Below are 25903 nucleotides of genomic sequence, written 5' to 3'. Positions count from 1 at the left end.
CCCACTCCCGAAGACAACTATTGGATGAACGTCCTGTCCCCCGGCGGCTTAACAAGGCGTCCTGCCTGATAATAAGCCCTCCGCAAAGCGGAGGGCAAATGGCAACCTTACTCGCCTTGCTGTTCTGCTGCCGGCGCTTCTGGCGCAGCTGCAGGCTGAGACTGCTCGGTGGCTTCTTTAATGCTCAGACGGATACGGCCCTGGCGGTCAACTTCCAGAACTTTAACCGGTACTTCCTGACCCATTTGCAGGTAATCCGTCACTTTCTCTACGCGCTTGTCAGCGATCTGAGAGATGTGAACCAGACCTTCTTTACCGCCACCGATGGCAACGAATGCGCCAAAGTCAACGATACGGGTCACTTTACCAGCGTAGATACGGCCCACTTCGATTTCTGCAGTAATTTCTTCGATACGACGAATAGCGAATTTCGCTTTCTCGCCATCGGTTGCAGCAATCTTCACGGTACCGTCATCTTCGATTTCGATGGTGGTGCCAGTTTCTTCGGTCAGAGCACGGATAACAGAACCGCCCTTACCGATAACATCTTTGATCTTGTCTGGATTGATCTTGATGGTGTGGATACGTGGAGCGAACTGAGAAATGTCGCCACGCGGCGCGTTAATCGCCTGTTCCATCACGCCCAGGATGTGCAGACGCGCACCTTTAGCCTGATTCAGAGCAACCTGCATGATCTCTTTGGTGATACCTTCAATTTTGATATCCATCTGCAGTGCAGAGATACCGTCGCGGGAACCCGCAACTTTGAAGTCCATATCGCCCAGGTGGTCTTCGTCGCCCAGAATGTCAGACAGTACAACAAAGTTGTCGCCTTCTTTCACCAGACCCATTGCGATACCCGCAACAGCAGCTTTGATTGGCACGCCTGCATCCATCAACGCCAGAGATGCACCACACACGGAAGCCATGGATGAAGAACCGTTGGATTCGGTGATTTCAGAAACCACACGCACGGTGTATGGGAATTTATCCGCTTCTGGCATCACAGCCAGCACGCCGCGCTTCGCCAGACGACCGTGACCAATTTCACGACGCTTCGGCGAACCAACCATACCGGTTTCACCTACGGAGTACGGAGGGAAGTTATAGTGGAACAGGAAGCTGTCAGTACGCTCGCCCATCAGTTCGTCGATGTTCTGTGCGTCACGCGCAGTACCCAGGGTCGCAGTAACCAGCGCCTGAGTTTCGCCACGGGTGAACAGTGCAGAACCGTGAGTACGTGGCAGTACGCCAGTACGAACGTCCAGACCGCGGATCATGTCTTTCTCACGACCATCGATACGCGGCTCGCCTGCCAGTACGCGGCTACGAACAGCATTTTTCTCGATTGCGTGCAGAATTTCGCTCAGCTCGTTAGCGTCCAGAGATTCATCTTCAGCAACCAGCGTAGCAATGGTTTCAGATTTGATGACATCAATCTGCGCGTAACGCTCTTGTTTGTCGGTGATGCGGTATGCATCGCTCAGACGTGCGCCCGCCAGTGCAGCAACGCGTGCATTCAGCGCGTCGTTTACGGCTTCTGGCTGCCAGTCCCAACGTGGTTTACCGGCTTCTTTCACCAGGTCGTTGATGTTCTGGATAACAATCTGCTGCTGCTCGTGGCCAAATACCACGGCACCCAGCATCTGGTCTTCGCTCAGCAATTCTGCTTCGGACTCAACCATCAGAACAGCGGCTTCAGTACCCGCAACAACCAGGTCCAGCTTACTCTCTTTCAGCTCTTCCTGGGTTGGGTTCAGTACGTACTGGTCGTTGATGTAGCCAACGCGCGCGGAACCGATTGGGCCATTGAATGGAATACCAGACAGAGACAGGGCAGCGGATGCACCGATCATTGCCACGATATCCGGGTTAACCTGCGGGTTAACGGAAACAACGGTCGCAATAACCTGAACTTCGTTTACGAAGCCTTCCGGGAACAGCGGACGAACCGGGCGGTCAATCAGACGCGCAATCAGGGTTTCGCCTTCGCTTGGACGGCCTTCGCGACGGAAGAAGCCGCCTGGAATTTTACCGGCAGCGTAAGTACGCTCCTGGTAGTTAACGGTCAGCGGGAAGAAGTCCTGACCTGGTTTTGCTTTTTTCTGGCCAACAACAGTCACGAAGACTGCGGTGTCATCCATGCTTACCATTACGGCAGCAGTAGCCTGACGCGCCATCATGCCGGTTTCCAGCGTGACGGTGTGTTGGCCATACTGGAATTTACGAACGATCGGATTCAGCAAAGTTCTGTCCTTTCTTAGATGTTTGACAGCACACCACCGGCGTGCTGACGATTTAACCCGATCTTCTTCGCATCCTCGCGACTAATGACAACCGACACCCCCATGGGTGAAGCCTCTCATTAGCCGCGCGAACCTCTGCAATGAAGATCATTTATAGCAACAATACAATAGTTTCCAGTGAATTGCTGCCGTCTGGTTGAAAAAAGGGGCCATCAGGCCCCCTTTTCTGAAACTCGCAAGACTTAGCGACGCAGACCCAGACGCTCGATCAGCGCGGTGTAGCGTGCAACATCTTTACGTTTCAGGTAGTCGAGCAGTTTACGACGCTGAGAAACCATGCGCAGCAGACCACGACGGCTGTGGTGATCTTTTTTGTGCTCTGCAAAGTGACCCTGCAGGTGGTTAATCTGTGCAGTCAGCAGTGCAACCTGAACTTCGGTAGAACCGCTGTCGTTAGTACCACGACCAAACTCAGAAACGATTTTAGCTTTAGCTTCAACGCTTAGAGACATTTTCAAACTCCAAAATATAAAGAATGTAAGGATGCCGATCTCTAATTCAGCAATCCCAGTGTACGACCAGCAGATTGTTAAACAATTTGCAGATCGTTAAGCGGCGATATTCTACTCGTCTCCCCTGTTTATCGCAAGGTGAGACGTTATCACCGTTAGCCTTCAACCGGGTATTCAACCACCAGACGGCGCGGCGCGACACGCCCTTCGCCATCCATTTCACCCATGCCGATAAACTTACCGTCATCGCCTTCAGTTACACGGACCAGGCCTTCCAGTGGTGCCTCGGTGGTGCGAACAGGGTTACCATTTTTAAAATAAACGGAAGAGGTTAACGGCAGATTTACAACCGGGAAATCTGCAGCCGGGCTGTCCATCGGCATTAACAGTGGATCAAGCAAATCCGCAGGAGAAACTCCCTGTGCTTCCGCCTGCTCAACCAATGCGCGAAGATGCTCAAGGGTCACCATACGTTCAACAGGGTATTTGCTGACAGCAAGGCGACGCAGGTAAATCACATGCGCACCACAGCCCAGCTTTTCGCCCAGATCGTCGATGATGGTACGAATATAAGTGCCTTTCGAGCAGTGAACTTCCAGCTCCAGTTCGTCGCCTTCGTGACGAATGAAAAGCAGTTCATACACGGTAATCGGACGAGCTTCACGCGGGACATCAATGCCCTGGCGTGCATATTCGTAGAGCTTCTTGCCCTGATACTTCAGCGCCGAATACATCGACGGCACCTGCATCGTGTCGCCACGGAAACTTTCCAGCGCGGCATCGAGTTGCTCTGCACTGAAAGTTACAGGGCGCTCTTCAACAACCTGACCATCCGCATCGGATGTGTCCGTACGCTGGCCAAGCTTTGCGATCACGCGATAGCGCTTATCGGAATCAAGCAGATACTGGGAAAACTTGGTTGCTTCCCCCAGGCAAACCGGCAACATTCCGGTCGCCAGAGGATCCAATGCACCAGTGTGCCCCGCGCGGTTAGCGTTAAAAATACGCTTAACCTTTTGCAATACGTCGTTGCTGGAGGCGCCTTGCGGTTTATCCAGCAGTAACACACCATGCACATCGCGACCGCGACGACGAGGACGACTCATCAGTCCTCCTTGCTGTCGTCCGCAGGGTTCACACGACGTTCATCGTCATGCTTCACCACGCTGGTCACCAGGTTGGACATACGCATACCTTCGACCAGTGAGTTGTCGTAGAAGAAGGTCAGTTCTGGCACGATGCGCAGGCGCATTGCCTTACCCAGCAGAGAGCGGATGAAGCCAGAGGCTTCCTGCAATGCTTTGATGCCGTTTTTAACTGCGGCTTCGTCCTGATCGTTCAGGAAAGTCACGAATACCTTGGCGTAGGCCAGGTCGCGGGACATTTCCACACCAGACACGGTGGTCATCATACCCACGCGTGGGTCTTTAATTTCACGTTGCAGAATGAGTGCGATCTCTTTCTGCATTTCCTGCGCGACGCGCTGTGGGCGACCAAATTCTTTCGCCATAATAAATTCTCCAGACAAAAAAGGGGCTAAAGCCCCTTTTTAAAATTATTGCCGGGTGGCGCGAGGCGATCCCGGCTTACTCTCGATCGTTACGCAATGGTACGCTGAATTTCGATGATCTCGAACACTTCGATCATATCGCCAACGCGAACGTCGTTGTAGTTCTTCACGCCGATACCACATTCCATGCCGTTACGGACTTCGTTAACGTCATCTTTGAAGCGGCGCAGGGATTCCAGCTCGCCTTCGTAGATAACCACGTTGTCACGCAGAACGCGGATTGGGTTGTGACGCTTGATGTTACCTTCGGTAACCATACAGCCCGCGATCGCACCGAATTTCGGTGATTTGAACACGTCACGAACTTCAGCCAGACCGATGATCTGCTGTTTCAGCTCAGGAGACAGCATCCCGCTCATTGCGGCTTTCACTTCGTCGATCAGGTTATAGATGACGGAGTAGTAGCGCAGATCCAGGCTTTCGGATTCAATAACTTTACGCGCAGACGCGTCAGCACGAACGTTGAAACCAACCAGAATTGCGTTAGATGCAGCAGCCAGGGTTGCGTCAGTTTCGGTGATACCACCTACACCAGAACCGATGATCTTCACTTTCACTTCGTCAGTAGACAGTTTCAGCAAGGAGTCGGAGATCGCTTCCACAGAACCCTGAACGTCTGCTTTCAGAACGATGTTCACTTCGTGAACTTCGCCTTCGGTCATGTTGGCAAACATGTTCTCGAGTTTAGATTTCTGCTGACGAGCCAGTTTAACTTCACGGAATTTGCCCTGACGATACAGTGCAACTTCACGCGCTTTCTTCTCGTCACGAACTACGGTGACTTCATCACCCGCAGCCGGTACACCGGACAGACCCAGGATTTCCACTGGAATGGATGGACCCGCTTCCAGCACTTCCTGACCCAGTTCGTTACGCATCGCACGCACGCGGCCGTATTCGAAACCACACAGAACGATGTCGCCTTTGTTCAGCGTACCTTCACGAACCAGAACCGTTGCAACCGGACCACGACCTTTATCCAGGAAGGATTCGATTACCGCGCCGCTCGCCATACCATTACGGATCGCTTTCAGTTCCAGAACTTCAGCCTGGAGCAGGATAGCGTTCAGCAGGTCGTCGATACCGGTACCCGCTTTTGCCGATACAGGAATGAACTGCGCTTCGCCGCCCCACTCTTCCGGCATAACGCCGTACTGAGACAGTTCGTTCTTAACGCGATCCAGGTCAGCTTCTGGCTTATCAATTTTGTTCACTGCAACAACCAGAGGCACCTGCGCCGCTTTCGCGTGCTGGATAGCTTCAATGGTCTGTGGCATCACGCCATCGTCTGCTGCAACAACCAGAACAACGATATCCGTTGCCTGAGCACCACGAGCACGCATTGAGGTAAACGCGGCGTGGCCTGGGGTATCCAGGAAGGTGATCATGCCGTTATCAGTTTCTACGTGGTATGCACCGATGTGCTGGGTAATACCACCCGCTTCACCGGATGCCACTTTCGTCGAACGAATGTAGTCAAGCAGAGAGGTTTTACCGTGGTCAACGTGACCCATGATGGTCACTACTGGTGCACGCGGTTCTGCCGCAGCGCCAGTGTCACGGTCGCTCATTACTGCTTCTTCCAGCTCGTTTTCACGGCGCAGGATAACTTTATGGCCCATCTCTTCTGCAACCAGCTGTGCAGTTTCCTGGTCGATAACCTGGTTGATGGTAGCCATTGCGCCCAGTTTCATCATCGCTTTGATGACCTGAGAGCCTTTAACCGCCATTTTGTTAGCCAGATCGCCAACAGTGATGGTTTCGCCAATCACAACGTCACGGTTAACAGCCTGAGCTGGCTTCTGGAAGCCCTGTTGCAGTGAAGAACCTTTACGTTGTTTGCCGCCTTTACCACCGCGAATGGCCGCACGGGCTTCTTCACGGTCAGCTTTAGACTCGGCGTGTTTGTTGCCTTTTTTCGCTGGGCGCGCAGCTTTAGTATTACGGCCACGGCCACGACCGCCTTCAACTTCACGGTCGTTGTCGTCTTCAGCCTGACGCGCGTGCTGAGAAGTGGTCACGTGATAATCGCTGGTGTCTTCAGTCGGCTCAGCGGTATTCACACCATTCTTCTCATTTTCTTCTGCCATGCGGCGCGCTTCTTCAGCCACGCGGCGAGCTTCTTCTTCCAGCTTACGGCGTGCTTCTTCTTCCGCTTTACGCTTCAGATCGGCTGCTTCATTTTCACGGCGGGCTTTTTCAGCCTGGGCAGTTTTGGTCATTTCGTCGGTCTGTTGATTGCTCACTTTGTCTTTTTCCGCAGCGTCACGCTTCACTTTATCACTTGTGTCGCGTTTCGCTTTTTCTGCGGCCTCACGTTCAGCTTTTAATTCTGCCTCGCGTTTGGCAGTTGCTTCTGCCTCACGCTGAGCTTGTTCTTCCGCTTCACGCTGTGCCTGCTCTTCCGCGGCAAGGCGTTCTGCCTCTTGCGGATCACGTTTTACAAAGGTGCGCGTCTTGCGGACTTCAATTTGTACCGATTTGCTTTTACCACCGGTACCTGGGATATTCAACGTGCTGCGGGTTTTTCGCTGCAACGTCAGCTTGTCAGGCGTTGAACCGTGTTCACGGTTCAAATGCGCTAACAAGGTTTGTTTTTCAGTCGCAGTCACCGAGTCATCAGCGGACTTTGGGATCCCTGCATCAGCAAATTGCTGTACCAGGCGGTCCACAGAGGTCTGAATCTCGGCAGCCAGCGATTTTACAGTTACATCAGTCATGCTGTTCCTTCCTGCTACAGTTTATTACGCTTCGTCGCCGAACCAGCAAATATTACGTGCGGCCATGATGAGTTCGCCGGCTTTCTCGTCGGTTAAACCTTCGATATCAGCCAGGTCATCAACGCCTTGCTCAGCGAGATCTTCCAGCGTACAAACACCACGGGCAGCCAGCTTGAACGCAATCGCACGATCAAGACCTTCCAGATTCAGCAGGTCATCAGCCGGCTTATTATCGCCAAGGCTTTCTTCCTGAGCCAGTGCCAGGGTGGTCAGTGCGTTTTTAGCGCGTTCACGCAGGGCTTCAACGGTTGGCTCATCCAGACCGTCAATTTCCAGCAGCTCTTTCATTGGCACATAGGCCAGTTCTTCCAGCGAGGAGAAGCCTTCTTCAACCAGGACGGTGGCGAAATCTTCGTCAATATCCAGGTATTTAGTGAAGGTATCAATCGCTGCATGGGCTTCAGCCTGATGCTTAGCCTGCAGGTCATCAACGGTCATCACGTTGAGTTCCCAACCGCTCAGCTGTGAAGCCAGACGAACGTTCTGGCCATTACGGCCGATAGCCTGCGCCAGGTTACCCGCTTCAACGGCGATATCCATGGTGTGCTTGTCTTCGTCAACCACAATAGATGCGACATCAGCCGGCGCCATTGCGTTGATAACGAACTGCGCTGGGTTGTCGTCCCACAGGACGATATCGATACGCTCGCCGCCCAGTTCAGTAGAAACAGCCTGAACACGCGCACCGCGCATACCTACACATGCACCCACTGGATCGATACGCTTGTCGTTGGTTTTCACAGCGATTTTCGCGCGAGAACCAGGATCACGGGCAGCGGCTTTAATTTCGATAACTTCTTCGCCGATTTCCGGCACTTCGATACGGAACAGTTCAACCAGCATTTCTGGTTTAGAACGGGTCACGAACAGCTGCGCACCACGTGCTTCAGGGCGAACGGCATACAGAACACCACGGATACGGTCGCCAGGACGGAAGTTTTCACGCGGCAGCATGTCTTCGCGCAGGATAACGGCTTCAGCGTTACCCGCCAGCCCTTCGGATTTGACTTCCAGAGAGATGTTGTCGCGGTTAACTTTCTTCACCACGCCAGTAACGATTTCGCCTTCCTGGTCGCGGAACTGATCGACAACCATTGCGCGCTCAGCTTCACGTACTTTCTGTACGATAACCTGTTTCGCCGTCTGAGTGGTGATACGGTCAAAGGTCACAGATTCGATCTGATCTTCAACGTACTCGCCAACGTTCAGACTTTCGTCTTCGAAACGCGCTGCTTCCAGCGTGATTTCTTTGGTTGGCTGAGTCACTTCTTCAACAATCACCCAACGACGGAATGTATCGAAGTCACCGCTTTTACGATCGATTTCTACGCGAACATCGATCTCTTGTTCGTATTTTTTCTTGGTTGCTGTAGCCAGTGCACTTTCCAGCGCTTCGAAAATTTTCTCACGCGGCAGTGATTTCTCGTTGGAAACGGCTTCAACAACAGCCAAAATTTCTTTGTTCATCGCGGGCTTTTCACCTCAATCCAGACTGTTAAAAGTGGGGAACCAGGTTCGCCTTCTGGATATTACTCAGCGCGAACACTTCATCTTTGCCTTCGACTGTCACCGTGATCATTTCACCATCAACGGCTTTGATAATACCCTGCCATTTGCGGCGGTTCTGTACGGCCATACGCAGAACGAGAGCCACTTCTTCACCGGTAAAGCGCACATAGTGCTCGGCCGTGAACATCGGGCGATCGAGGCCAGGTGAGGAAACTTCCAGGTTATAGGCAACGGTGATCGGATCTTCGACATCCATTACCGCGCTCACCTGGTGGCTAACATCAGCACAATCATCAACATTGATGCCATCTTCACTATCAATATAGATGCGCAGCGTCGATGTACGGCCGCGAACGAATTCGATGCCGACCAGTTCGTAGCCCAGTGCTTCGACCGGTGCAGTAATCATCTCTGTTAATTTTTGCTCTAATGTGGACAAGCCCACCCCCAAGACATAAAAAAAGGGCATAAAGCCCAGTTATTCTGTAGTCAGATAACAAAAAACCCCGATAAATCGGGGCTTTAGATAACTGAACCCTATAGCCGCAACTGCGGCCTGGAGCACTTTCTGAAAGAATTTTTTCAAATCCAGCTACGAAGGCTCTAAGTCTTCACAGTATATTTGAAAAAGAACTTTATGGGAAAGTGGTTGCGGGGGCCGGATTTGAACCGACGACCTTCGGGTTATGAGCCCGACGAGCTACCAGGCTGCTCCACCCCGCGCCTGAAACGTGGCAAATTCTACGCCTTTTGGGTAGAAAATGCAAATAATGCTGGGATTTGGTACCGAAGACGGGACGTAAAATCGGCGTTCAGTATATTGATAGTTAACCCTGCCTGTCAACCCTGCAGCCTATGCGTTTTGCTGAATACGCCATTGCGCACTATTCTGTTCAGGCATCCTTGCAACAACTGGCTTGCAGCGAGGGAAATTTTTACAAAAAGCACATGAATCTCTTCCGGTCACCGGCAAAAGATGATTAAATGAAAACTCACTTATTTTGCATAATCATGCAGTGAGAGCGAAAGCGGTCTCTAATCAGTCAATCAAGCAGGGTTTTATTTTATGACGACGATTCTCAAGCATCTTCCGGTAGGACAACGTATAGGCATCGCCTTCTCCGGCGGTCTGGATACCAGCGCTGCACTGCTGTGGATGCGCCAAAAGGGAGCGGTTCCTTATGCATATACTGCGAACCTCGGTCAGCCAGATGAGGAAGATTATGATGCGATCCCTCGTCGTGCCATGGAGTATGGCGCAGAGAACGCACGTCTGATTGACTGCCGCAAGCAGCTGGTAGCTGAAGGTATTGCAGCTATTCAGTGCGGCGCATTCCATAACACCACTGGCGGCCTGACCTATTTCAACACCACCCCACTGGGTCGTGCTGTTACCGGCACCATGCTGGTTGCTGCGATGAAAGAAGATGGTGTGAATATCTGGGGCGATGGCAGCACCTATAAAGGTAACGATATTGAACGTTTCTATCGTTATGGCCTGCTGACGAACGCCGAACTGCAAATTTATAAGCCGTGGCTGGATACTGACTTTATCGATGAACTGGGCGGTCGTCATGAAATGTCCGAGTTTATGATCGCCTGCGGTTTTGACTACAAAATGTCTGTCGAGAAAGCCTACTCCACCGACTCCAACATGCTGGGCGCAACACACGAAGCAAAAGACCTGGAATTCCTGAACTCCAGCGTAAAAATTGTTAACCCAATCATGGGCGTGAAGTTCTGGGATGAGAATGTAAAAATCCAGGCTGAAGAAGTGACCGTTCGCTTTGAGCGCGGCCACCCGGTAGCCCTGAACGGCCAGACTTTTGCTGATGATGTGGAACTGATGCTGGAAGCTAACCGCATTGGCGGCCGTCATGGGCTGGGTATGAGCGATCAGATTGAAAACCGTATCATTGAAGCGAAAAGCCGTGGCATCTACGAAGCCCCGGGGATGGCGCTGCTGCATATCGCTTACGAACGACTGCTGACCGGTATTCACAACGAAGACACCATCGAGCAGTATCACTCTCATGGCCGTCAGTTGGGTAAACTGCTGTATCAGGGTCGCTGGTTCGATCCACAGGCGCTGATGCTGCGTGATTCTCTGCAACGTTGGGTGGCAAGCGCAATCACTGGTGAAGTTACGCTGGAACTGCGTCGCGGTAACGACTACTCAATTCTGAACACCGTGTCTGACAACCTGACTTACAAAGCTGAACGTCTGACTATGGAAAAAGGCGAGTCTGTGTTCTCTCCTGATGACCGTATTGGCCAGTTGACCATGCGTAATCTGGACATTACAGATACCCGCGAGAAGCTGTTCAATTACATTGAAAATGGCCTGCTTTCCGCAAACTCCGGTAATGGCCTGCCGCAGGTTGAGAATCTGGAACATAGCGATAAGAAGTAATCGCTAATCAGAATGGAAAAAGGCGCCTGATGGGCGCCTTTTTTATTTGGATTTTCGTAGGCCCGGTAAGCGCAGGGCAACATGGCGGGTGGCGCTGCGCTTACCCGCCCTACAAAAGACAAAACTACAGACGAAAAAAAAGACGTCTTTCGACGTCTTTTTTCTGGAATATTGGTACCGAGGATGGGACTCGAACCCACAAGCCCGTTAGGGCACTACCACCTCAAGGTAGCGTGTCTACCAATTCCACCACCTCGGTACAGATACTGCTTTTAGTGCGGGATATCGCTGGTCGGCTTAGCCGGTTCAGCTGGCTGAGTAGTCTGCTCAGTTTTTGCTGGCGCACTCAGGTTTTCCCACTCGCTTCCTTTACTGGTCTTGTTGCTGTTGATATTGCCCAGCGCCAGACTGATGATGAAGAACAGCGTGGCCAGAATCGCAGTTGTACGGGTCATGAAGTTCGCAGAACCACTTGAACCAAACAGCGTACCGGAAGCGCCTGCTCCGAAGGAGGCTCCCATATCAGCGCCTTTACCTTGTTGCAGCATGATCAGCGCTACGAGAGCGATGGCTACAATAAGGAAAATAACTAAAAGAGCTTCGTACATAATCAACCTGTTCCTTGCGGATTTGCCGCATACCAATGCTTCGACCAATTAGCAGGATTTTTGTTTCCCACTGAAGCGGGTGTGAATACTAACCAATGCGGATGACCTTCGCAAGGGCATTTTCAGTGCATTGTATCAACTGCGGAAAAAAACAGCAAAACGCCATTAATTGCACAAAACAAAGGCGGCAAGCGCCGCCTTTTTAAACACTTAACATGAAAAATTATGCAGCTTTCACGGCATCAGCAATACGGTGAGCAAACTCCGTTACCTGCGCTTCATCTTCACCTTCCACCATGACGCGGATTAAAGGTTCAGTACCTGATTTGCGAAGTAATACGCGACCACGGTTACCCAGTGCCGCTTCAACATCCGCCATCACCGCTTTCACATTTGCATTTTCCAGCGGATCGCCATGTCCGTCAGTGAAACGAACGTTAACCAGCAGTTGCGGGAACATTTTCATACCGCTGCACAAGTCATGCAGGCTCATATGGTTGCGCACCATTGCCGCAACGACCTGGAGCCCCGCAACAATACCGTCACCGGTAGTTGTTTTGTCGAGCAGGATAACGTGACCTGAATTTTCAGCGCCAATACGCCAGCCTTTCTCCTGGAGTTTTTCCAGCACATAGCGGTCGCCAACTTTGGCGCGGACAAACGGAATACCCAGCTGTTTCAGTGCCAGTTCAAGACCCATATTGCTCATCAGCGTGCCCACTGCGCCACCGCGCAGCTGGCCCTGACGCAGCGCTTCACGCGCAATGATATAAAGGATCTGATCGCCATCGACCTTATTCCCTTCGTGGTCGACCATAATGACACGGTCGCCATCGCCGTCCAGTGCAATACCAAGATCCGCTTTTTCTGCCAGAACACGGGCCTGCAAGGCACGAACATCCGTTGCCCCGACTTCTTCGTTGATATTCAGACCATCGGGTTCACAACCAATAGTGATCACTTTCGCACCCAACTCGCGGAAAACATTCGGAGCAATGTGGTAAGTCGCGCCGTTTGCACAATCCACCACAATCTTAAGGTGCCCCAGGCTCAGTTCATTCGGGAATGTGCCTTTGCAGAACTCAATATAACGACCGGCAGCATCGACGATGCGGCTGGCTTTACCCAACTCAGCAGAATCGACACAGGTGATCTCTTTTTCCATTTCAGCTTCGATGGCTTCTTCGACTTCGTCCGGGAGCTTAGTGCCGTCGATCGAGAAGAATTTGATACCGTTGTCATAAAATGGATTGTGGGACGCAGAAATAACAATTCCAGCTTCAGCACGGAAGGCGCGTGTCAGGTAAGCAACCGCAGGCGTTGGCATTGGGCCCGTGAAAGAAGCGGATAACCCCGCAGCAGCCAGACCGGCTTCCAGGGCAGATTCCAGCATGTAGCCTGAAATACGGGTATCTTTACCGATAATGATTTTACGAGAACCATGACGTGCCAGCACTTTACCTGCCGCCCAGCCCAGTTTCAGGACAAAGTCAGGGGTGATTGGTGCATCGCCTACGCGCCCACGGATACCATCGGTACCAAAATATTTACGATTACTCATAGCGTTTATTTCCCTTCGCCGCCAGTGTGGCTTCAACCACACGCATGGCTTCTACTGTCTCTTTGACGTCATGGACACGAATAATGTGCGCGCCTTGCATCGCCGCAATGACCGCGCAAGCCAGGCTGCCGCTCAGACGTTCGCTCGGCCCCACATTCAGTAACTGCCCAATCATCGACTTTCTCGACATCCCCACCAGCAGCGGCAGGCCGTACCGATGAAATGCTGATAAGCGCGTGAGCAGCTCATAATTATGGGAGAGATTTTTACCGAAACCGAAGCCCGGGTCGAGTATCAATTTCTCTTTTGCGATACCCGCACGTTCGCACCGTTCGATATGTTCAATAAAAAAGCGATTCACATCAGCAAATACATCGTCGTACTTAGGTGCTTCCTGCATCGTTTTCGGTTGCCCTTGCATATGCATCAGGCAAACCGGTAAGCCGGTTTCCGCGGCGGCGTCCAGAGCACCCGGTTCAGTGAGCGAACGAATGTCATTGATAATGTGAGCACCCACTCTCGCCACTTCGCGGATAACTTCCGGTTTGGAGGTATCGACAGAGATCCAAACCTCAAAACGCCGCGCAATGGCTTCGACCACAGGGACTACGCGCGCCAGTTCTTCTTCCACTGAAACATCCGCCGCACCAGGGCGTGTTGATTCCCCACCGACATCAATGATGGTAGCACCTGCGTTAATCATCAAATTTGCGTGCTTAACAGCCTCGATAAGCGTGTTATGCGTGCCACCGTCAGAGAAGGAGTCAGGGGTGACATTCAGGATCCCCATCACATGCGGATGTGAAAGATCGAGATGCGAGTCCTGGGCGAAAAGTTTCATGGCGAAATCCCTGGTATTAAAGTGGGTTAACAAAAAAGAAAAACCCCGGAGCAAGCTCCAGGGTTTCAGGTACAGACAATATCATCAACAGCAGAGGCTTACTTGTCGCCCAACTGTTCTGACATGGTGTTGCCCGGGTTCTGCGTATGCGGTTCATCAACCGGACGCGGAGCACGTGGGGTGCCATTATTGTCAGAATTGTTGGAAGCGCCTGGATCTTCCCAGCCTGCTGGAGGACGCACTTCGCGGCGTGCCATCAGGTCGTCAATCTGTGGAGCATCGATAGTCTCATATTTCATGAGCGCATCTTTCATCGAATGCAGAATATCCAGATTGTCGTTCAGGATTTCACGAGCGCGACCGTAGTTACGTTCAATCAGTGCTTTCACTTCCTGATCGATGATACGTGCAGTCTCATCGGACATATGTTTCGCTTTCGCAACAGAACGGCCCAGGAACACTTCACCCTCTTCCTCTGCATACAGCAGTGGACCGAGTTTGTCGGAGAAGCCCCACTGAGTCACCATGTTACGCGCCAGGTTAGTCGCGACTTTAATGTCGTTGGACGCACCGGTAGAAACATGCTCCACACCGTAGATAATCTCTTCAGCCAGACGACCGCCGTACAGGGTAGAAATCTGACTTTCCAGTTTCCGACGGCTGGCGCTGATTGCATCACCTTCCGGCAGGAAGAATGTTACCCCCAGAGCACGACCACGAGGAATAATCGTCACTTTATGTACCGGGTCGTGTTCCGGCACCAGGCGACCGATAATCGCGTGACCTGCTTCGTGGTAAGCCGTGGACTCTTTTTGCGCTTCCGTCATCACCATGGAGCGGCGTTCCGCACCCATCATGATTTTGTCCTTCGCTTTTTCGAATTCCACCATGGACACCACGCGCTTGTTACCACGAGCAGCAAACAGTGCAGCTTCGTTGACCAGGTTCGCCAGATCCGCACCGGAGAAGCCCGGAGTACCACGCGCAATGATTGCCGCATCGATATCTGGTGCCAACGGTACGCGACGCATGTGAACTTTCAGAATCTGTTCACGGCCACGAACATCCGGCAGACCAACCACAACCTGACGGTCGAAACGGCCTGGACGCAGCAGCGCTGGGTCAAGTACGTCTGGACGGTTAGTTGCCGCGATAACGATGATACCTTCGTTACCTTCAAAGCCGTCCATCTCAACCAGCATCTGGTTCAGCGTCTGTTCACGTTCATCGTGACCGCCACCCAGACCCGCGCCACGCTGGCGGCCTACGGCGTCGATTTCATCGATGAAGATAATGCACGGTGCTGCCTTCTTGGCCTGCTCGAACATGTCACGCACACGAGATGCACCGACACCCACAAACATTTCAACGAAGTCAGAACCTGAAATAGTAAAGAACGGCACCTTTGCTTCACCCGCAATGGCTTTTGCCAGCAGGGTTTTACCGGTACCCGGAGGCCCCACCATCAGAACGCCTTTCGGGATCTTACCGCCCAGTTTCTGGAAACGGCTCGGCTCACGCAGGTATTCTACCAGTTCACCCACCTCTTCTTTCGCTTCGTCACAACCTGCGACATCAGCAAAAGTGGTTTTGATCTGGTCTTCCGTCAGCATACGCGCCTTACTCTTACCGAACGACATGGCACCTTTGCCACCGCCGCCCTGCATCTGGCGCATAAAGAAGATCCAGACGCCAATAAGAAGCAGCATCGGGAACCAGGAGATGAAGATAGAAGCCAGCAGGCTTGGTTCTTCTGGCGGCTCGCCTACCACCTTGACGTTTTTGGTCAGGAGGTTATCAAGCAGCTTAGGATCGTTCACCGGGATGTAGGTCGTGTAACGGTTACTATCTTTCTTGGTAACGTTGATCTCACGTCCGTTGATACGCGCTTCGCGAACCTGGTCCTGATTGACCTCTTGCAGGAAGGTAGAATAATCCACCTTGCGGCCATTCGACTCGCTGGGCCCAAAGCTCTGGAATACTGACATCAGCACAACGGCAATGACCAGCCAGAGTATTAGGTTTTTCGCCATGTCACTCAAGGGATTAACCTCACATTACAACTGTGTTAAAAACAGCGTCAGGATACTCAATATTCAGTTTCATTCAAACTTTCGTTTGAAATCCACCGGTTATCATTTTCGCCCGGTCGCTACAATATACACTTCTCGGGAACGAGCCCGGGAAGAGTCCGGCTTACGAACTTTGACCTTCGCAAACAGGGAGCGAATTTCCTTAAGGTACTCCTCGAAACCTTCGCCCTGAAACACCTTCACAACAAAACTACCACCAGGCGCTAGAACATCACGACACATTTCTAACGCTAGCTCCACCAGATACATGGCACGGGGGATATCCACCGCCGGTGTTCCGCACATATTTGGCGCCATATCAGACATGACAACCTGGACCTTACTATCACCTACACGATCAAGTAACGCTTTCAGCACTAATTCATCACGAAAATCGCCCTGAAGGAAGTCCACACCGACGATGGGATCCATTGGTAAAAGATCACATGCGATGATTCGGCCCGCGCCGCCAATCTGCGTTACCGCATACTGCGACCATCCGCCAGGTGCCGCACCGAGGTCGACAACAGTCATTCCCGGCTTAAAAAGTTTGTCACTTTGCTGTATTTCATCAAGTTTAAACCAGGCGCGGGAACGCAACCCTTTTTTCTGCGCCTGAAGAACATATTTATCGCTAAAGTGTTCCTGAAGCCAGCGGCTGGAACTGGCAGAACGCTTTTTACCTGTCATTTAACATTTCCGTCCTGGTTCATCGTTGCTTGCCTGCGACGTAAATTTCTACGCAGCTATTTGGCGATATTAGGGAGATGGCGGTAGAATGAACCGTTTTCAATCCCAACGTAAGCAAAAATATACGATGAATCTGAGTACTAAACAAAAACAGCACCTTAAAGGTCTGGCACATCCGCTCAAGCCTGTAGTCATGCTTGGCAACAATGGTTTGACCGAAGGGGTGCTTGCCGAGATTGAACAAGCGCTGGAACACCACGAGCTGATCAAGGTGAAAATCGCCTCTGAAGACCGAGACACTAAAAACCTGATCGTGGAAGCCATCGTGCGCGAAACCGGCGCCTGTAATGTACAGGTCATCGGTAAAACGCTGGTGCTCTATCGCCCATCTAAAGAGCGTAAAATCTCGCTGCCACGCTAAGAATATCCTGAATCAAACACATTTTCTGTGTAAAACGAGGGATTTCTTTCAGCAGGTGAGCAAAATGCCACGCTCCTTGAGTTGATAAAAGGCCGCTATGCGGCCTTTTTCCTTTCTTTACAATGTATCAACATCTTAGCGGAGATGCGAATTACAGGTACTCGACCTTGATAATTTCGTATTCCACTTCGCCACCTGGCGTACGGATGTTAACAACATCATCCTGCTCTTTACCGATCAGGCCACGCGCAATCGGTGAATTCACAGAGATCAGGTTCTGTTTAAAATCAGCCTCATCGTCACCCACGATGCGATAAGTCTGTTCTTCTTCGGTATCCAGGTTCAGTACATTGACGGTAGCACCAAAGATAACGCGGCCATTGTTCGGCATTTTAGTGATATCGATAACCTGCGCATTAGACAGCTTCGCTTCGATATCTTTAATACGTCCTTCACAGAAGCCCTGCTGCTCACGCGCGGCGTGGTATTCGGCATTCTCTTTCAGGTCGCCATGCTCACGCGCATCCGCAATAGCGGCGATGATTTCAGGACGACGGACGGATTTCAGGAAATCCAGTTCTTCGCGCAGTTTTTCGGCACCACGTAAGGTCATCGGAATAGCTTGCATTTGTTATACCTCTTAAACATTCCTGTTGGGAGCGACATGACCCGCCCCACCCCTGTGCCCACGTAAGTCATAACCATGTGCGGGCCAGAAGCAAAAAGAAAACCGACCCGGAAGCAAAGCCCAGGTCAGCAGCAATTTTTCAATTTGATACGCATTTTACCGCGAAGTTCACTATGGGTCATCGTTTACTTTGCAGGGGGTTGCGCCGTAGTATGGCGGTTTGTTTCCGGGTTGTTAGCGCGAGATTATGCGATTTTCCAGATTTATCATCGGATTGACTACCAGTTTAACGTTCACCGTCCAGGCCGCGAATGTTGATGAGTACATTAATCAGCTGCCCGCAGGTGCCAACCTTGCACTGATCGTGCAAAAGGTCGGGGCTCAGACGCCTGATATTGACTATCACAGTCAGCAAATGGCACTGCCAGCCAGTACCCAGAAGGTTATCACTGGACTTGCCGCCCTGCTTCAGCTTGGCCCAGACTTCCGCTTTACCACTACGCTTGAAAGCAAAGGTAATGTCGATAGCGGCGTGCTGAAAGGTGACTTGATCGCCCGATTTGGCGGCGATCCGACGTTAAAACGCCAGGATATTCGCAACATGGTTGCGGTACTGAAAAAATCTGGTGTCCAGAAGATTGAAGGCAATGTCCTCATAGACACCTCCATTTTTGCCAGCCATGATAAAGCACCTGGCTGGCCCTGGAACGACATGACTCAGTGTTTTAGCGCCCCACCAGCTGCAGCCATTGTTGATCGTAACTGCTTCTCAGTGTCGCTCTATAGCGCCCCAAAACCAGATGATTTAGCGTTTATCCGTGTGGCGTCATATTACCCGGTGACAATGTTTAGCCAGGTTCGCACACTGGCAAAAGGCTCGCCAGATGCACAGTATTGCGAGCTCGACGTTGTACCAGGCGATCTTAACCGCTTCACGCTTACCGGCTGCCTGACGCAACGCGCAGACCCTCTTCCGCTGGCTTTCGCTATTCAGGATGGCGCAAGTTATGCCGGAGCCATTATTAAAGACGAGCTTAAGCAGGCCGGGATTACCTACACCGGAACGCTGCTGCGCCAGACACAAGTCAATCAACCCGGCACGGTGATCGCCAGCAAGCAGTCTGCACCGCTTCACGACCTGCTGAAAATCATGCTGAAAAAATCAGACAACATGATTGCCGATACCGTCTTCAGAATGATTGGTCATGCTCGTTTCGGCGTTCCCGGCACCTGGCGCGCGGGTTCCGATGCGGTTCGTCAGATTTTACGTCAGCAAGCCGGAGTTGATCTTGGTAATACCATCGCCGTTGATGGTTCCGGGTTATCACGTCATAACTTGATCTCCCCTGCAACCATGATGCAAGTACTTCAGTACATTGCACAACATGACTCTGAGCTAAACTTTATTTCGATGCTGCCCCTCGCCGGGCATGATGGTTCACTTCAGTACCGCGCCGGGCTTCACGCTGCTGGCGTAGACGGCAAAGTCTCAGCCAAAACAGGTTCATTGCAAGGGGTATACAACCTTGCCGGTTTTATCACCACCGCCAGCGGGCAACGCATGGCATTCGTGCAGTACCTCTCAGGCTATGCTGTTGAACCGACCGATCAGCGCAATCGCCGTATTCCGCTGGTTCGGTTTGAGAGCCGGCTTTACAAAGACATCTATCAGAATAATTAGTGATGAAATTACTTATTGTTGAAGACGATCTGTTATTGCAGGAAGGACTGTCACTGGCGCTGGCTAACGAAGGCTATGCGCTGGACTGTGCAGCGACCGCTGCTGAAGCAGATTCCTTGATCCAAAGCGGTGAATATAGCCTGGTGATCCTCGATTTAGGTTTACCCGATAAAGACGGCGCAACGTTGCTAAGTCAGTGGCGCCGTCGCGGTATTTCAAACCCGGTCCTGATCCTCACCGCACGTGATTCACTCGAAGACCGGATCAACGGTCTCGACTCTGGCGCAGATGATTATCTGGTTAAACCTTTTGCTCTCGCTGAGCTTCAGGCGCGTGCGCGGGCGCTTATCCGCCGCTATCAGGGCCATAGCGATAACCTGCTGACGGATGGCGATATCACGCTGAATCTACAAACACAGCAGGTGCTGCGTAATTTACAGCCCGTTGAAGTCACCCCTAAAGAGTTTGCGCTGCTGACGCGCCTTATTATGCGAAGCGGCCAGACAGTACACCGGGAAACGCTCCAGCAAGACATCTACTCCTGGCAGGATGACCCTGGTTCAAACACACTTGAAGTGCATATCCATAATTTGCGCCGTAAGCTTGGCAAAGACAGGATTAAAACCGTTCGCGGCGTGGGTTATCGCCTGGAGAGCCAGAAATGAACAGTATGCGTCGGCGACTGATGGTTCTGCTGGCGGTTATTCTGTTGTTTTTCCAGCTGATAAGCGTTGTCTGGCTGTGGCATGAAAGCCGTGAACAGATCAGCTTTCTGGTCAGTGAGACGTTGTCTGCGAAAGCGCGAAACAACCATGTTGAAAAAGAGATCCGTGAAGCCATTGCCTCGCTGCTGGTGCCGTCTCTGGTCATGGTCAGCTTTACCCTGCTTTTCTCTTTCTGGGCAGTGACCTGGATAACACGGCCGCTTAATCAACTGCGAGATAGCCTTGCCAATCGCTCGGCGGATAATCTCACCCCCCTGCCGATGTATTCCGATATGGAAGAGATTGGCGCGGTCACCACATCACTCAATCAACTGCTCGCCCGTCTGGATCATACCATCCAGCAGGAGCGGCTGTTCACCGCAGACGCGGCCCATGAGTTGCGTACACCGCTTGCAGGGATAAGGCTGCACCTGGAGCTGATGGCACAGGCGGGCTCTGCACAGGCGAAGACTTTAATTAGCCGCATCGATCAGCTGATGCACACGGTAGAGCAATTGCTGATGCTGGCCCGAGCCGGGCAGGCGTTGGCCAGTGGACACTACGATACTCTGGTCTGGACGGAGAATATTATCGCGCCACTCGGGCTTGAGCATGAAGCCAAAGAACATAAGGTGATTTGGCCGGAGAAAAGTCCCCTGACCGTACAGGGCGATGCCGTTCTGTTGCGTCTGATGCTCAGGAACCTGCTGGAGAATGCTGCACGCTACAGCCCAACAGGAACGACGATTACTGTCAGAATCACACAGCAAGACGATGGTACTCAGGTAAGTGTTATCGATCAGGGGCCTGGTATTGATGAGGCACACCGGCAATCGATCACCGAACCTTTCCGGCGCCTTGATCAGCGTTACGGAGGAAGCGGTCTGGGGCTGAGTATCGTCCAGCGTATTGTCCAGCTCCACCACGGCAGGCTGACGCTTGAGAACGGCCCGGAAGGTGGCTTAATCGCCAGCTGCTGGTTACCTTCAATGCTGAGCTAAAAAAAAGCCCCCTGTGCAGGGGGCTTATACAGAGATTAGTGCTTGTAGATGAACTCGACACCTTCTTCGTCGTCTTCATCCCAGTCATCGTCCCAGTCTTCATCATCGTCTTCCGCTTCCAGCTCTTCGAGCTGTTGACGATGGTAGTCATCCCACATGAACTCAACTTTTTCAGGCTGCTTCGCTTCTTCCGCCTGAACAATTGGGTTCTCGATGATAAAGGTCATCACATCCCAGCAGAGATCTTTCACGCCAACCTGGCTCGCAGCAGAGATCAGGTAGTATTTCTCTTCCCAACCCATCGCTTCGGCAATCGCTTTGGCTTTTGCTTCGGCTTCTGCTTTATCCATCAGGTCGATCTTGTTGAAGACCAGCCAGCGCGGTTTACCTGCGAGTTTTTCGCTGTATTTTTCCAGTTCGCCAATAATGATACGGGCGTTTTCAACCGGATCGGATTCATCGATAGGGTTAATATCAATAATGTGCAGCAGTACACGGCAGCGCTCAAGGTGTTTCAGGAAGCGAATACCCAGTCCTGCGCCTTCTGCTGCACCCTCGATCAAACCTGGAATATCAGCGACGACAAAGCTCTTCTCGTGGTCCATACGGACAACGCCCAGGCTTGGTACCAGCGTGGTAAACGGATAATCCGCCACTTTTGGCTTGGCTGCAGATACCGCGCGGATAAAGGTCGATTTACCGGCGTTTGGCATCCCCAGCATCCCCACGTCTGCCAGCAGCATCAGTTCCAGCTGCAGCTCACGCGTATCACCCGGTGTACCCATGGTTTTCTGACGTGGAGCACGGTTAACGGATGATTTAAAACGGCTGTTACCCAGACCGTGCCAACCACCTTTAGCAACCAGCAGGCGCTGACCGTGTTTGGTCATATCGCCCATGGTTTCACCTGTGCCCTGATCGATAACACGCGTACCGACCGGAACCTTGATGTTGACGTCTTTACCACGTTTACCGGTACAGTCACGGCTCTGGCCATTCTGGCCACGCTCTGCGCGGAAAGATTTTTCGAAACGGTAGTCGATCAGCGTGTTGAGGTTCTCATCCGCCTCTAACCACACGTCACCACCATCACCACCGTCGCCGCCGTCAGGGCCGCCACGTGGAATATATTTTTCACGGCGGAAGCTTACACAACCATTGCCGCCATCACCTGCTACGACCAGGATCGTTGCTTCATCAACAAACTTCATTTTACTCTCCGTAAATCATTCGCCTGAGCGGGGGACTTCTACTACTACCGCTTCATTTTTGCGCCAACGTCCCCAAAGACGATGACCAATGGCGGAATACATCGCGCCCGCAACCACGACAAACGCACCGAGATAACCCAACATGTTGAGCATCGGTCTGACGAAGACATCGGGCCAGGCCATTGATAACAAATCTGAAAATAACAGCGTAAACAGCGGAGTCAGCGTGATTAACGCGCTCACCTGCGCTGCCTGCCAGCGCGCCATTGCTTCGGCCAGCGCGCCATAACCGACCAGCGTATTCAAGCCACAAAAAATGAGGCACGCCAGTTGCCAGTCACTAAGCTGGGTGATCACACCCGGTTTAGCTAACGGCACTAATGCTAGTGTACATAAAGTGTACAGCAAAAGGAGGATCTGCTGTGAGGCAAGACGACGCAATAACACCTTTTGCGCGACGCCATAACTCACCCAGACCGTTGCTGCACCCACACCGAAAATCACACCCCAGGTGTAATCCGTCAGTCTGGTAAAAATCTCAATCAGGCTGGTGTTGAAGAACATCACCAGACCGCAGAGCAGCATACTTGCCCCAATGACCTGTGTACCACGCATCTTCTCTTTCAGGATGAAGACGCTGGCAACCATCATGCCTACCGGTGAAAGTTGGCCAATCACCTGCGATGCCGTGGGGCTAAGATATTGCAGGGAAGAACTGAACAGAATGAAGTTGCCAAACAGACCGCCCGTTGCGATAGCCAACAACACCAGCCAACGCGGTTTGCGGAAGAGTCGCAATGGCGGAAGCTTACCTTTGACAGCAAGGATGGCTCCGAGGCCAATGCTTGCCATCAGAAAGCGATAAAACACCACCGTAGGCGGTTCCATCACTTCCAGTACCTGCTTCATTGCAATTGGCAATGCACCCCAGCACATCGCGGTAGTGAGCGCCAAAAGAATACCAATGCCGGCCTGCTGCTTCATGCCCGTTTTCCCTACAGAAAAAATTACCGGGTTTCCAATGTAAAAAGCCCCGCAACAGGGTGCGGGGCTTTAATCCGTTACCGGACCGAGAAAACCTTACTCAGCAACGATGCTGATATATTTACGGTTGTTCGGGCCTTTAACTTCAAATTTCACTTTACCGTCTGCTTTAGCAAACAGAGTGTGGTCACGACCGCAACCTACGTTGTTGCCAGCGTGGAATTTGGTACCACGTTGACGAACAATGATGCTACCCGCCAGAACGGATTCGCCACCGAAACGCTTAACGCCCAGGCGTTTAGCTTCTGAATCGCGACCGTTACGTGTGGAGCCGCCAGCCTTTTTATGTGCCATTTAAATCTCTCCTCAGGTCTTAGGCGCTGATGCCAGTAATTTTCACATCAGTGAACCACTGACGGTGGCCCTGCTGCTTACGGTAGTGCTTACGACGACGAAACTTAACGATTTTAACTTTCTCGCCACGACCGTGTGCAACAACTTCAGCTTTGATAACGCCGCCATCAACGAAAGGAACGCCGATTTTGACTTCTTCACCGTTTGCGATCATCAGAACTTCAGCGAACTCAACAGATTCGCCAGTTGCGATGTCCAGCTTTTCCAGGCGAACGGTCTGACCTTCGCTTACTCGGTGTTGTTTACCACCACTTTGGAAAACCGCGTACATATAAACTCCGCTTCCGCGCACGTCCTCGTATGAATCAGAGTGCGCTATAAATATTCACAATAGGGCGCGAATATTACGCAAAACGCGAGCCTTTGACAAGTGCTACCATCAATACATGAAGAAAAAAAACACAACACGTACGGTAACGTTTATCTGAGCCGTTTTTTCAGTACAATCAGCAATACTTTTGATAAACCGAAACCCTTCGTTAACCCATTTGATGTGGGATAAACAGGATAAAAAGCCCGGCTTTTGCGATGAATTTAGAAAAAATCAACGAGTTAACCGCGCAAGATATGGCGGGTGTAAATGCAGCAATCCTGGAGCAACTCAACTCTGACGTTCAGCTGATCAATCAGTTGGGCTATTACATCGTCAGTGGCGGCGGCAAACGTATTCGCCCGATGATAGCTATTCTGGCGGCGAGAGCTGTTGGCTATCAGGGAAATGCGCACGTCTCCATCGCGGCACTGATCGAATTTATCCACACTGCGACTCTTCTTCATGACGACGTAGTGGATGAATCAGACATGCGTCGTGGTAAAGCCACGGCAAACGCCGCATTTGGCAACGCTGCCAGCGTTCTGGTGGGGGATTTTATTTATACCCGCGCCTTCCAGATGATGACCCGTCTGGGCTCGCTGAAAGTACTGGAAGTGATGTCTGAAGCCGTGAACGTCATTGCCGAAGGTGAAGTGCTGCAACTGATGAACGTCAACGACCCTGACATCACCGAAGAAAACTACATGCGCGTAATTTACAGCAAAACGGCACGTCTGTTTGAAGCTGCAGCGCAGTGCTCTGGTATCCTGGCGGGATGCTCAGAGGCTCAGGAGCGCGGATTACAGGACTATGGTCGCTATCTTGGCACCGCATTCCAGCTGATTGACGATTTACTGGATTACAGTGCGGATGGCGAAACGCTCGGTAAAAATGTCGGTGATGACCTGAACGAAGGCAAACCGACCCTACCGCTGCTCCATGCCATGCGCAATGGTACCCCGGAGCAGGCACAAATGATCCGTGAAGCGATCGAGCAGGGAAATGGTCGACATCTTCTGGAACCTGTACTGGAAACAATGGCTATCTGTGGTTCCCTTGACTGGACGCGCCAGCGTGCAGAGGAAGAGGCAGATAAAGCCATTGAAGCGCTCCAGGTCATCCCAGACAGCCCATGGCGGGATGCTCTGATCGGCCTTGCCCACATCGCCGTTCAGCGTGATCGTTAACACGCCATCTTCTCCCCGTGTGCTTCACGGGGAGCTTCCAATAAGCGCCTGTAAATTTCATATTCACGTTAAAACATCAGCTTACAGGCCGCATGAATAAAGCTATGTCTTATTCTGAATATTGCTTCCAGTAATGCGAACTTTTTAGAACGGCTGTTCGAAGAAGGTATAGTAACGCTGTCATTTCAAGAGAACTGGCTCGGACGTATACGCACACAAGGACAGCACTATGGATATGAAATTTATCGACTGGCACTCGGCCGATATTATTGCGGCACTCCGCAAAAAAGGGACATCGCTGGCAGCAGAATCGCGTCGCAGCGGACTGAGTTCCTCTACGCTAGCAAATGCACTCACTCGCCCATGGCCAAAGGGCGAATTAATTATCGCAATTGCACTGGAAACCGACCCGTGGATAATCTGGCCATCGCGTTACCACGATCCCATCACTCACGAATTTATCGACAGAACACGCATGATGCGCCAGAAAAAGAGTAAGCAAGAGGATCAAAACTGACCCTCAGGTTTTGACAGGAACAGCAACCCCCCGGTCATCT

General features: G+C 51.8%; 24 protein-coding genes and 2 tRNA genes. 7 read left to right on the top strand and 19 right to left on the bottom strand.

Annotated features, from left to right (window positions below):
- Window positions 1–107 precede the first annotated feature (107 nt).
- From pnp to ACS603_RS10115, 8 genes are all read right to left on the bottom strand, one after another.
- A complete protein-coding gene (pnp, locus tag ACS603_RS10150) occupies window positions 108–2246 on the bottom strand; it encodes a polyribonucleotide nucleotidyltransferase (protein ID WP_182062628.1) in 2139 nt (712 codons plus the stop codon).
- Between the two features lie 242 nt (window positions 2247–2488).
- Entirely contained in the window at window positions 2489–2758 is a 270-nt protein-coding gene (gene rpsO, locus ACS603_RS10145) for a 30S ribosomal protein S15 (protein WP_003861789.1), read from the bottom strand.
- A 155-nt stretch (window positions 2759–2913) separates the two neighbouring features.
- Window positions 2914–3864 (bottom strand): tRNA pseudouridine(55) synthase TruB, encoded by a 951-nt coding sequence (truB, locus tag ACS603_RS10140; RefSeq protein ID WP_315686931.1) that lies wholly within the window; start codon window positions 3862–3864, stop codon window positions 2914–2916.
- A complete protein-coding gene (gene rbfA / locus ACS603_RS10135; RefSeq protein ID WP_003024988.1) occupies window positions 3864–4268 on the bottom strand; it encodes a 30S ribosome-binding factor RbfA in 405 nt (134 codons plus the stop codon). Before rbfA ends, truB begins: the two co-directional genes overlap by 1 nt.
- Window positions 4269–4357: 89 nt before the next feature.
- Complete coding sequence (gene infB, locus ACS603_RS10130; protein ID WP_182062630.1) at window positions 4358–7048, bottom strand: translation initiation factor IF-2; 2691 nt, start codon at window positions 7046–7048, stop codon at window positions 4358–4360.
- Window positions 7049–7072: 24 nt separating this feature from the next.
- On the bottom strand, window positions 7073–8575 hold the full coding sequence (gene nusA / locus ACS603_RS10125; protein WP_182062631.1) for a transcription termination factor NusA: 1503 nt from the start codon (window positions 8573–8575) through the stop codon (window positions 7073–7075).
- A 28-nt stretch (window positions 8576–8603) separates the two neighbouring features.
- The gene (gene rimP / locus ACS603_RS10120) at window positions 8604–9056 is read right to left on the bottom strand and encodes a ribosome maturation factor RimP (RefSeq protein ID WP_014071903.1); all 453 of its coding nucleotides are present in this window, start codon (window positions 9054–9056) and stop codon (window positions 8604–8606) included.
- Between the two features lie 207 nt (window positions 9057–9263).
- Window positions 9264–9340 (bottom strand) — tRNA-Met (locus tag ACS603_RS10115).
- 343 nt (window positions 9341–9683) lie between these two features.
- On the opposite strand from ACS603_RS10115, the gene argG reads away from it, so the two are divergent.
- Window positions 9684–11030, top strand: a complete 1347-nt coding sequence (gene argG / locus ACS603_RS10110) for an argininosuccinate synthase (protein WP_014071904.1) — start codon at window positions 9684–9686, stop codon at window positions 11028–11030.
- Window positions 11031–11202: 172 nt separating this feature from the next.
- Here argG and ACS603_RS10105 read toward each other — a convergent pair.
- The 6 genes from ACS603_RS10105 to rlmE all read right to left on the bottom strand — a co-directional run bounded on the left by ACS603_RS10105 (window position 11203) and on the right by rlmE (window position 16802).
- A tRNA-Leu gene (locus ACS603_RS10105) sits at window positions 11203–11289 on the bottom strand.
- Window positions 11290–11302: 13 nt separating this feature from the next.
- The gene (secG, locus tag ACS603_RS10100) at window positions 11303–11638 is read right to left on the bottom strand and encodes a preprotein translocase subunit SecG (RefSeq protein WP_014071905.1); all 336 of its coding nucleotides are present in this window, start codon (window positions 11636–11638) and stop codon (window positions 11303–11305) included.
- Window positions 11639–11861: 223 nt separating this feature from the next.
- Window positions 11862–13199, bottom strand: a complete 1338-nt coding sequence (gene glmM, locus ACS603_RS10095) for a phosphoglucosamine mutase (RefSeq protein ID WP_315686937.1) — start codon at window positions 13197–13199, stop codon at window positions 11862–11864.
- The gene (gene folP / locus ACS603_RS10090; protein WP_474944175.1) at window positions 13192–14040 is read right to left on the bottom strand and encodes a dihydropteroate synthase; all 849 of its coding nucleotides are present in this window, start codon (window positions 14038–14040) and stop codon (window positions 13192–13194) included. The genes glmM and folP overlap by 8 nt, the downstream gene beginning before the upstream one ends.
- Window positions 14041–14138: 98 nt before the next feature.
- Entirely contained in the window at window positions 14139–16073 is a 1935-nt protein-coding gene (gene ftsH / locus ACS603_RS10085; protein ID WP_182062637.1) for an ATP-dependent zinc metalloprotease FtsH, read from the bottom strand.
- Window positions 16074–16175: 102 nt separating this feature from the next.
- The gene (gene rlmE / locus ACS603_RS10080) at window positions 16176–16802 is read right to left on the bottom strand and encodes a 23S rRNA (uridine(2552)-2'-O)-methyltransferase RlmE (RefSeq protein ID WP_182062639.1); all 627 of its coding nucleotides are present in this window, start codon (window positions 16800–16802) and stop codon (window positions 16176–16178) included.
- A 127-nt stretch (window positions 16803–16929) separates the two neighbouring features.
- Between rlmE and yhbY the strand changes: the two genes are divergently transcribed.
- The gene (yhbY, locus tag ACS603_RS10075) at window positions 16930–17223 is read left to right on the top strand and encodes a ribosome assembly RNA-binding protein YhbY (RefSeq protein ID WP_003861814.1); all 294 of its coding nucleotides are present in this window, start codon (window positions 16930–16932) and stop codon (window positions 17221–17223) included.
- A 151-nt stretch (window positions 17224–17374) separates the two neighbouring features.
- Here yhbY and greA read toward each other — a convergent pair whose 3' ends face one another.
- Complete coding sequence (gene greA, locus ACS603_RS10070; RefSeq protein WP_014071932.1) at window positions 17375–17851, bottom strand: transcription elongation factor GreA; 477 nt, start codon at window positions 17849–17851, stop codon at window positions 17375–17377.
- 247 nt (window positions 17852–18098) lie between these two features.
- Here greA and dacB point away from each other — a divergent pair, with 247 nt between their 5' ends.
- Genes dacB through pmrB form a run of 3 tightly spaced genes read left to right on the top strand, consistent with a single transcriptional unit; the run spans window position 18099 to window position 21237 of the window.
- Window positions 18099–19532 carry a serine-type D-Ala-D-Ala carboxypeptidase gene (gene dacB / locus ACS603_RS10065; RefSeq protein WP_182062641.1) on the top strand — a complete coding sequence of 478 codons (1434 nt, stop codon included), beginning with the start codon at window positions 18099–18101 and terminating at the stop codon, window positions 19530–19532.
- Window positions 19533–19534: 2 nt separating this feature from the next.
- Window positions 19535–20197 (top strand): two-component system response regulator PmrA, encoded by a 663-nt coding sequence (pmrA, locus tag ACS603_RS10060; RefSeq protein WP_182062642.1) that lies wholly within the window; start codon window positions 19535–19537, stop codon window positions 20195–20197.
- Window positions 20194–21237, top strand: coding sequence for a two-component system sensor histidine kinase PmrB (gene pmrB, locus ACS603_RS10055; protein ID WP_315686944.1), 1044 nt, complete (start codon window positions 20194–20196; stop codon window positions 21235–21237). Before pmrA ends, pmrB begins: the two co-directional genes overlap by 4 nt.
- Before the next feature lie 35 nt (window positions 21238–21272).
- Here the strand turns inward: pmrB and cgtA are convergent, their stop codons facing one another.
- From cgtA to rplU, 4 genes are all read right to left on the bottom strand, one after another.
- Window positions 21273–22448 (bottom strand): Obg family GTPase CgtA, encoded by a 1176-nt coding sequence (gene cgtA / locus ACS603_RS10050; protein ID WP_182062651.1) that lies wholly within the window; start codon window positions 22446–22448, stop codon window positions 21273–21275.
- Between the two features lie 15 nt (window positions 22449–22463).
- Complete coding sequence (locus tag ACS603_RS10045; protein WP_182062653.1) at window positions 22464–23432, bottom strand: DMT family transporter; 969 nt, start codon at window positions 23430–23432, stop codon at window positions 22464–22466.
- A 96-nt stretch (window positions 23433–23528) separates the two neighbouring features.
- On the bottom strand, window positions 23529–23786 hold the full coding sequence (gene rpmA, locus ACS603_RS10040) for a 50S ribosomal protein L27 (RefSeq protein ID WP_004385076.1): 258 nt from the start codon (window positions 23784–23786) through the stop codon (window positions 23529–23531).
- 19 nt (window positions 23787–23805) lie between these two features.
- Complete coding sequence (gene rplU / locus ACS603_RS10035) at window positions 23806–24117, bottom strand: 50S ribosomal protein L21 (protein ID WP_003025032.1); 312 nt, start codon at window positions 24115–24117, stop codon at window positions 23806–23808.
- A gap of 257 nt (window positions 24118–24374) precedes the next feature.
- Between rplU and ispB the strand changes: the two genes are divergently transcribed.
- Together ispB and sfsB are read left to right on the top strand one after the other, a co-directional pair.
- On the top strand, window positions 24375–25346 hold the full coding sequence (gene ispB / locus ACS603_RS10030) for an octaprenyl diphosphate synthase (RefSeq protein ID WP_182062655.1): 972 nt from the start codon (window positions 24375–24377) through the stop codon (window positions 25344–25346).
- Window positions 25347–25575: 229 nt separating this feature from the next.
- Window positions 25576–25863 carry a DNA-binding transcriptional regulator SfsB gene (gene sfsB, locus ACS603_RS10025; protein ID WP_182062657.1) on the top strand — a complete coding sequence of 96 codons (288 nt, stop codon included), beginning with the start codon at window positions 25576–25578 and terminating at the stop codon, window positions 25861–25863.
- Window positions 25864–25903: the final 40 nt, after the last annotated feature.

The sequence above is a fragment of the Enterobacter sp. Li2LvB3 genome, from assembly GCF_056156645.1.
The sequence above is the reverse complement of the archived record's forward strand: the minus strand, read 5'-3'. Positions and strand labels throughout refer to the sequence as shown.

Excerpts from the sequence above, each read along its gene's own strand:
- rpsO (WP_003861789.1), bottom strand. The coding sequence starts at position 2,758 with ATGTCTCTAAGCGTTGAAGCTAAAGCTAAAATCGTTTCTGAGTTTGGT.
- truB (WP_315686931.1), bottom strand. The coding sequence starts at position 3,864 with ATGAGTCGTCCTCGTCGTCGCGGTCGCGATGTGCATGGTGTGTTACTG.
- rbfA (WP_003024988.1), bottom strand. The coding sequence starts at position 4,268 with ATGGCGAAAGAATTTGGTCGCCCACAGCGCGTCGCGCAGGAAATGCAG.
- infB (WP_182062630.1), bottom strand. The coding sequence starts at position 7,048 with ATGACTGATGTAACTGTAAAATCGCTGGCTGCCGAGATTCAGACCTCT.
- nusA (WP_182062631.1), bottom strand. The coding sequence starts at position 8,575 with ATGAACAAAGAAATTTTGGCTGTTGTTGAAGCCGTTTCCAACGAGAAA.
- argG (WP_014071904.1), top strand. The coding sequence starts at position 9,684 with ATGACGACGATTCTCAAGCATCTTCCGGTAGGACAACGTATAGGCATC.
- secG (WP_014071905.1), bottom strand. The coding sequence starts at position 11,638 with ATGTACGAAGCTCTTTTAGTTATTTTCCTTATTGTAGCCATCGCTCTC.
- glmM (WP_315686937.1), bottom strand. The coding sequence starts at position 13,199 with ATGAGTAATCGTAAATATTTTGGTACCGATGGTATCCGTGGGCGCGTA.
- folP (WP_474944175.1), bottom strand. The coding sequence starts at position 14,040 with ATGAAACTTTTCGCCCAGGACTCGCATCTCGATCTTTCACATCCGCAT.
- ftsH (WP_182062637.1), bottom strand. The coding sequence starts at position 16,073 with ATGGCGAAAAACCTAATACTCTGGCTGGTCATTGCCGTTGTGCTGATG.
- rlmE (WP_182062639.1), bottom strand. The coding sequence starts at position 16,802 with ATGACAGGTAAAAAGCGTTCTGCCAGTTCCAGCCGCTGGCTTCAGGAA.
- yhbY (WP_003861814.1), top strand. The coding sequence starts at position 16,930 with ATGAATCTGAGTACTAAACAAAAACAGCACCTTAAAGGTCTGGCACAT.
- greA (WP_014071932.1), bottom strand. The coding sequence starts at position 17,851 with ATGCAAGCTATTCCGATGACCTTACGTGGTGCCGAAAAACTGCGCGAA.
- dacB (WP_182062641.1), top strand. The coding sequence starts at position 18,099 with ATGCGATTTTCCAGATTTATCATCGGATTGACTACCAGTTTAACGTTC.
- pmrA (WP_182062642.1), top strand. The coding sequence starts at position 19,535 with ATGAAATTACTTATTGTTGAAGACGATCTGTTATTGCAGGAAGGACTG.
- pmrB (WP_315686944.1), top strand. The coding sequence starts at position 20,194 with ATGAACAGTATGCGTCGGCGACTGATGGTTCTGCTGGCGGTTATTCTG.
- cgtA (WP_182062651.1), bottom strand. The coding sequence starts at position 22,448 with ATGAAGTTTGTTGATGAAGCAACGATCCTGGTCGTAGCAGGTGATGGC.
- ACS603_RS10045 (WP_182062653.1), bottom strand. The coding sequence starts at position 23,432 with ATGAAGCAGCAGGCCGGCATTGGTATTCTTTTGGCGCTCACTACCGCG.
- rpmA (WP_004385076.1), bottom strand. The coding sequence starts at position 23,786 with ATGGCACATAAAAAGGCTGGCGGCTCCACACGTAACGGTCGCGATTCA.
- rplU (WP_003025032.1), bottom strand. The coding sequence starts at position 24,117 with ATGTACGCGGTTTTCCAAAGTGGTGGTAAACAACACCGAGTAAGCGAA.
- ispB (WP_182062655.1), top strand. The coding sequence starts at position 24,375 with ATGAATTTAGAAAAAATCAACGAGTTAACCGCGCAAGATATGGCGGGT.
- sfsB (WP_182062657.1), top strand. The coding sequence starts at position 25,576 with ATGGATATGAAATTTATCGACTGGCACTCGGCCGATATTATTGCGGCA.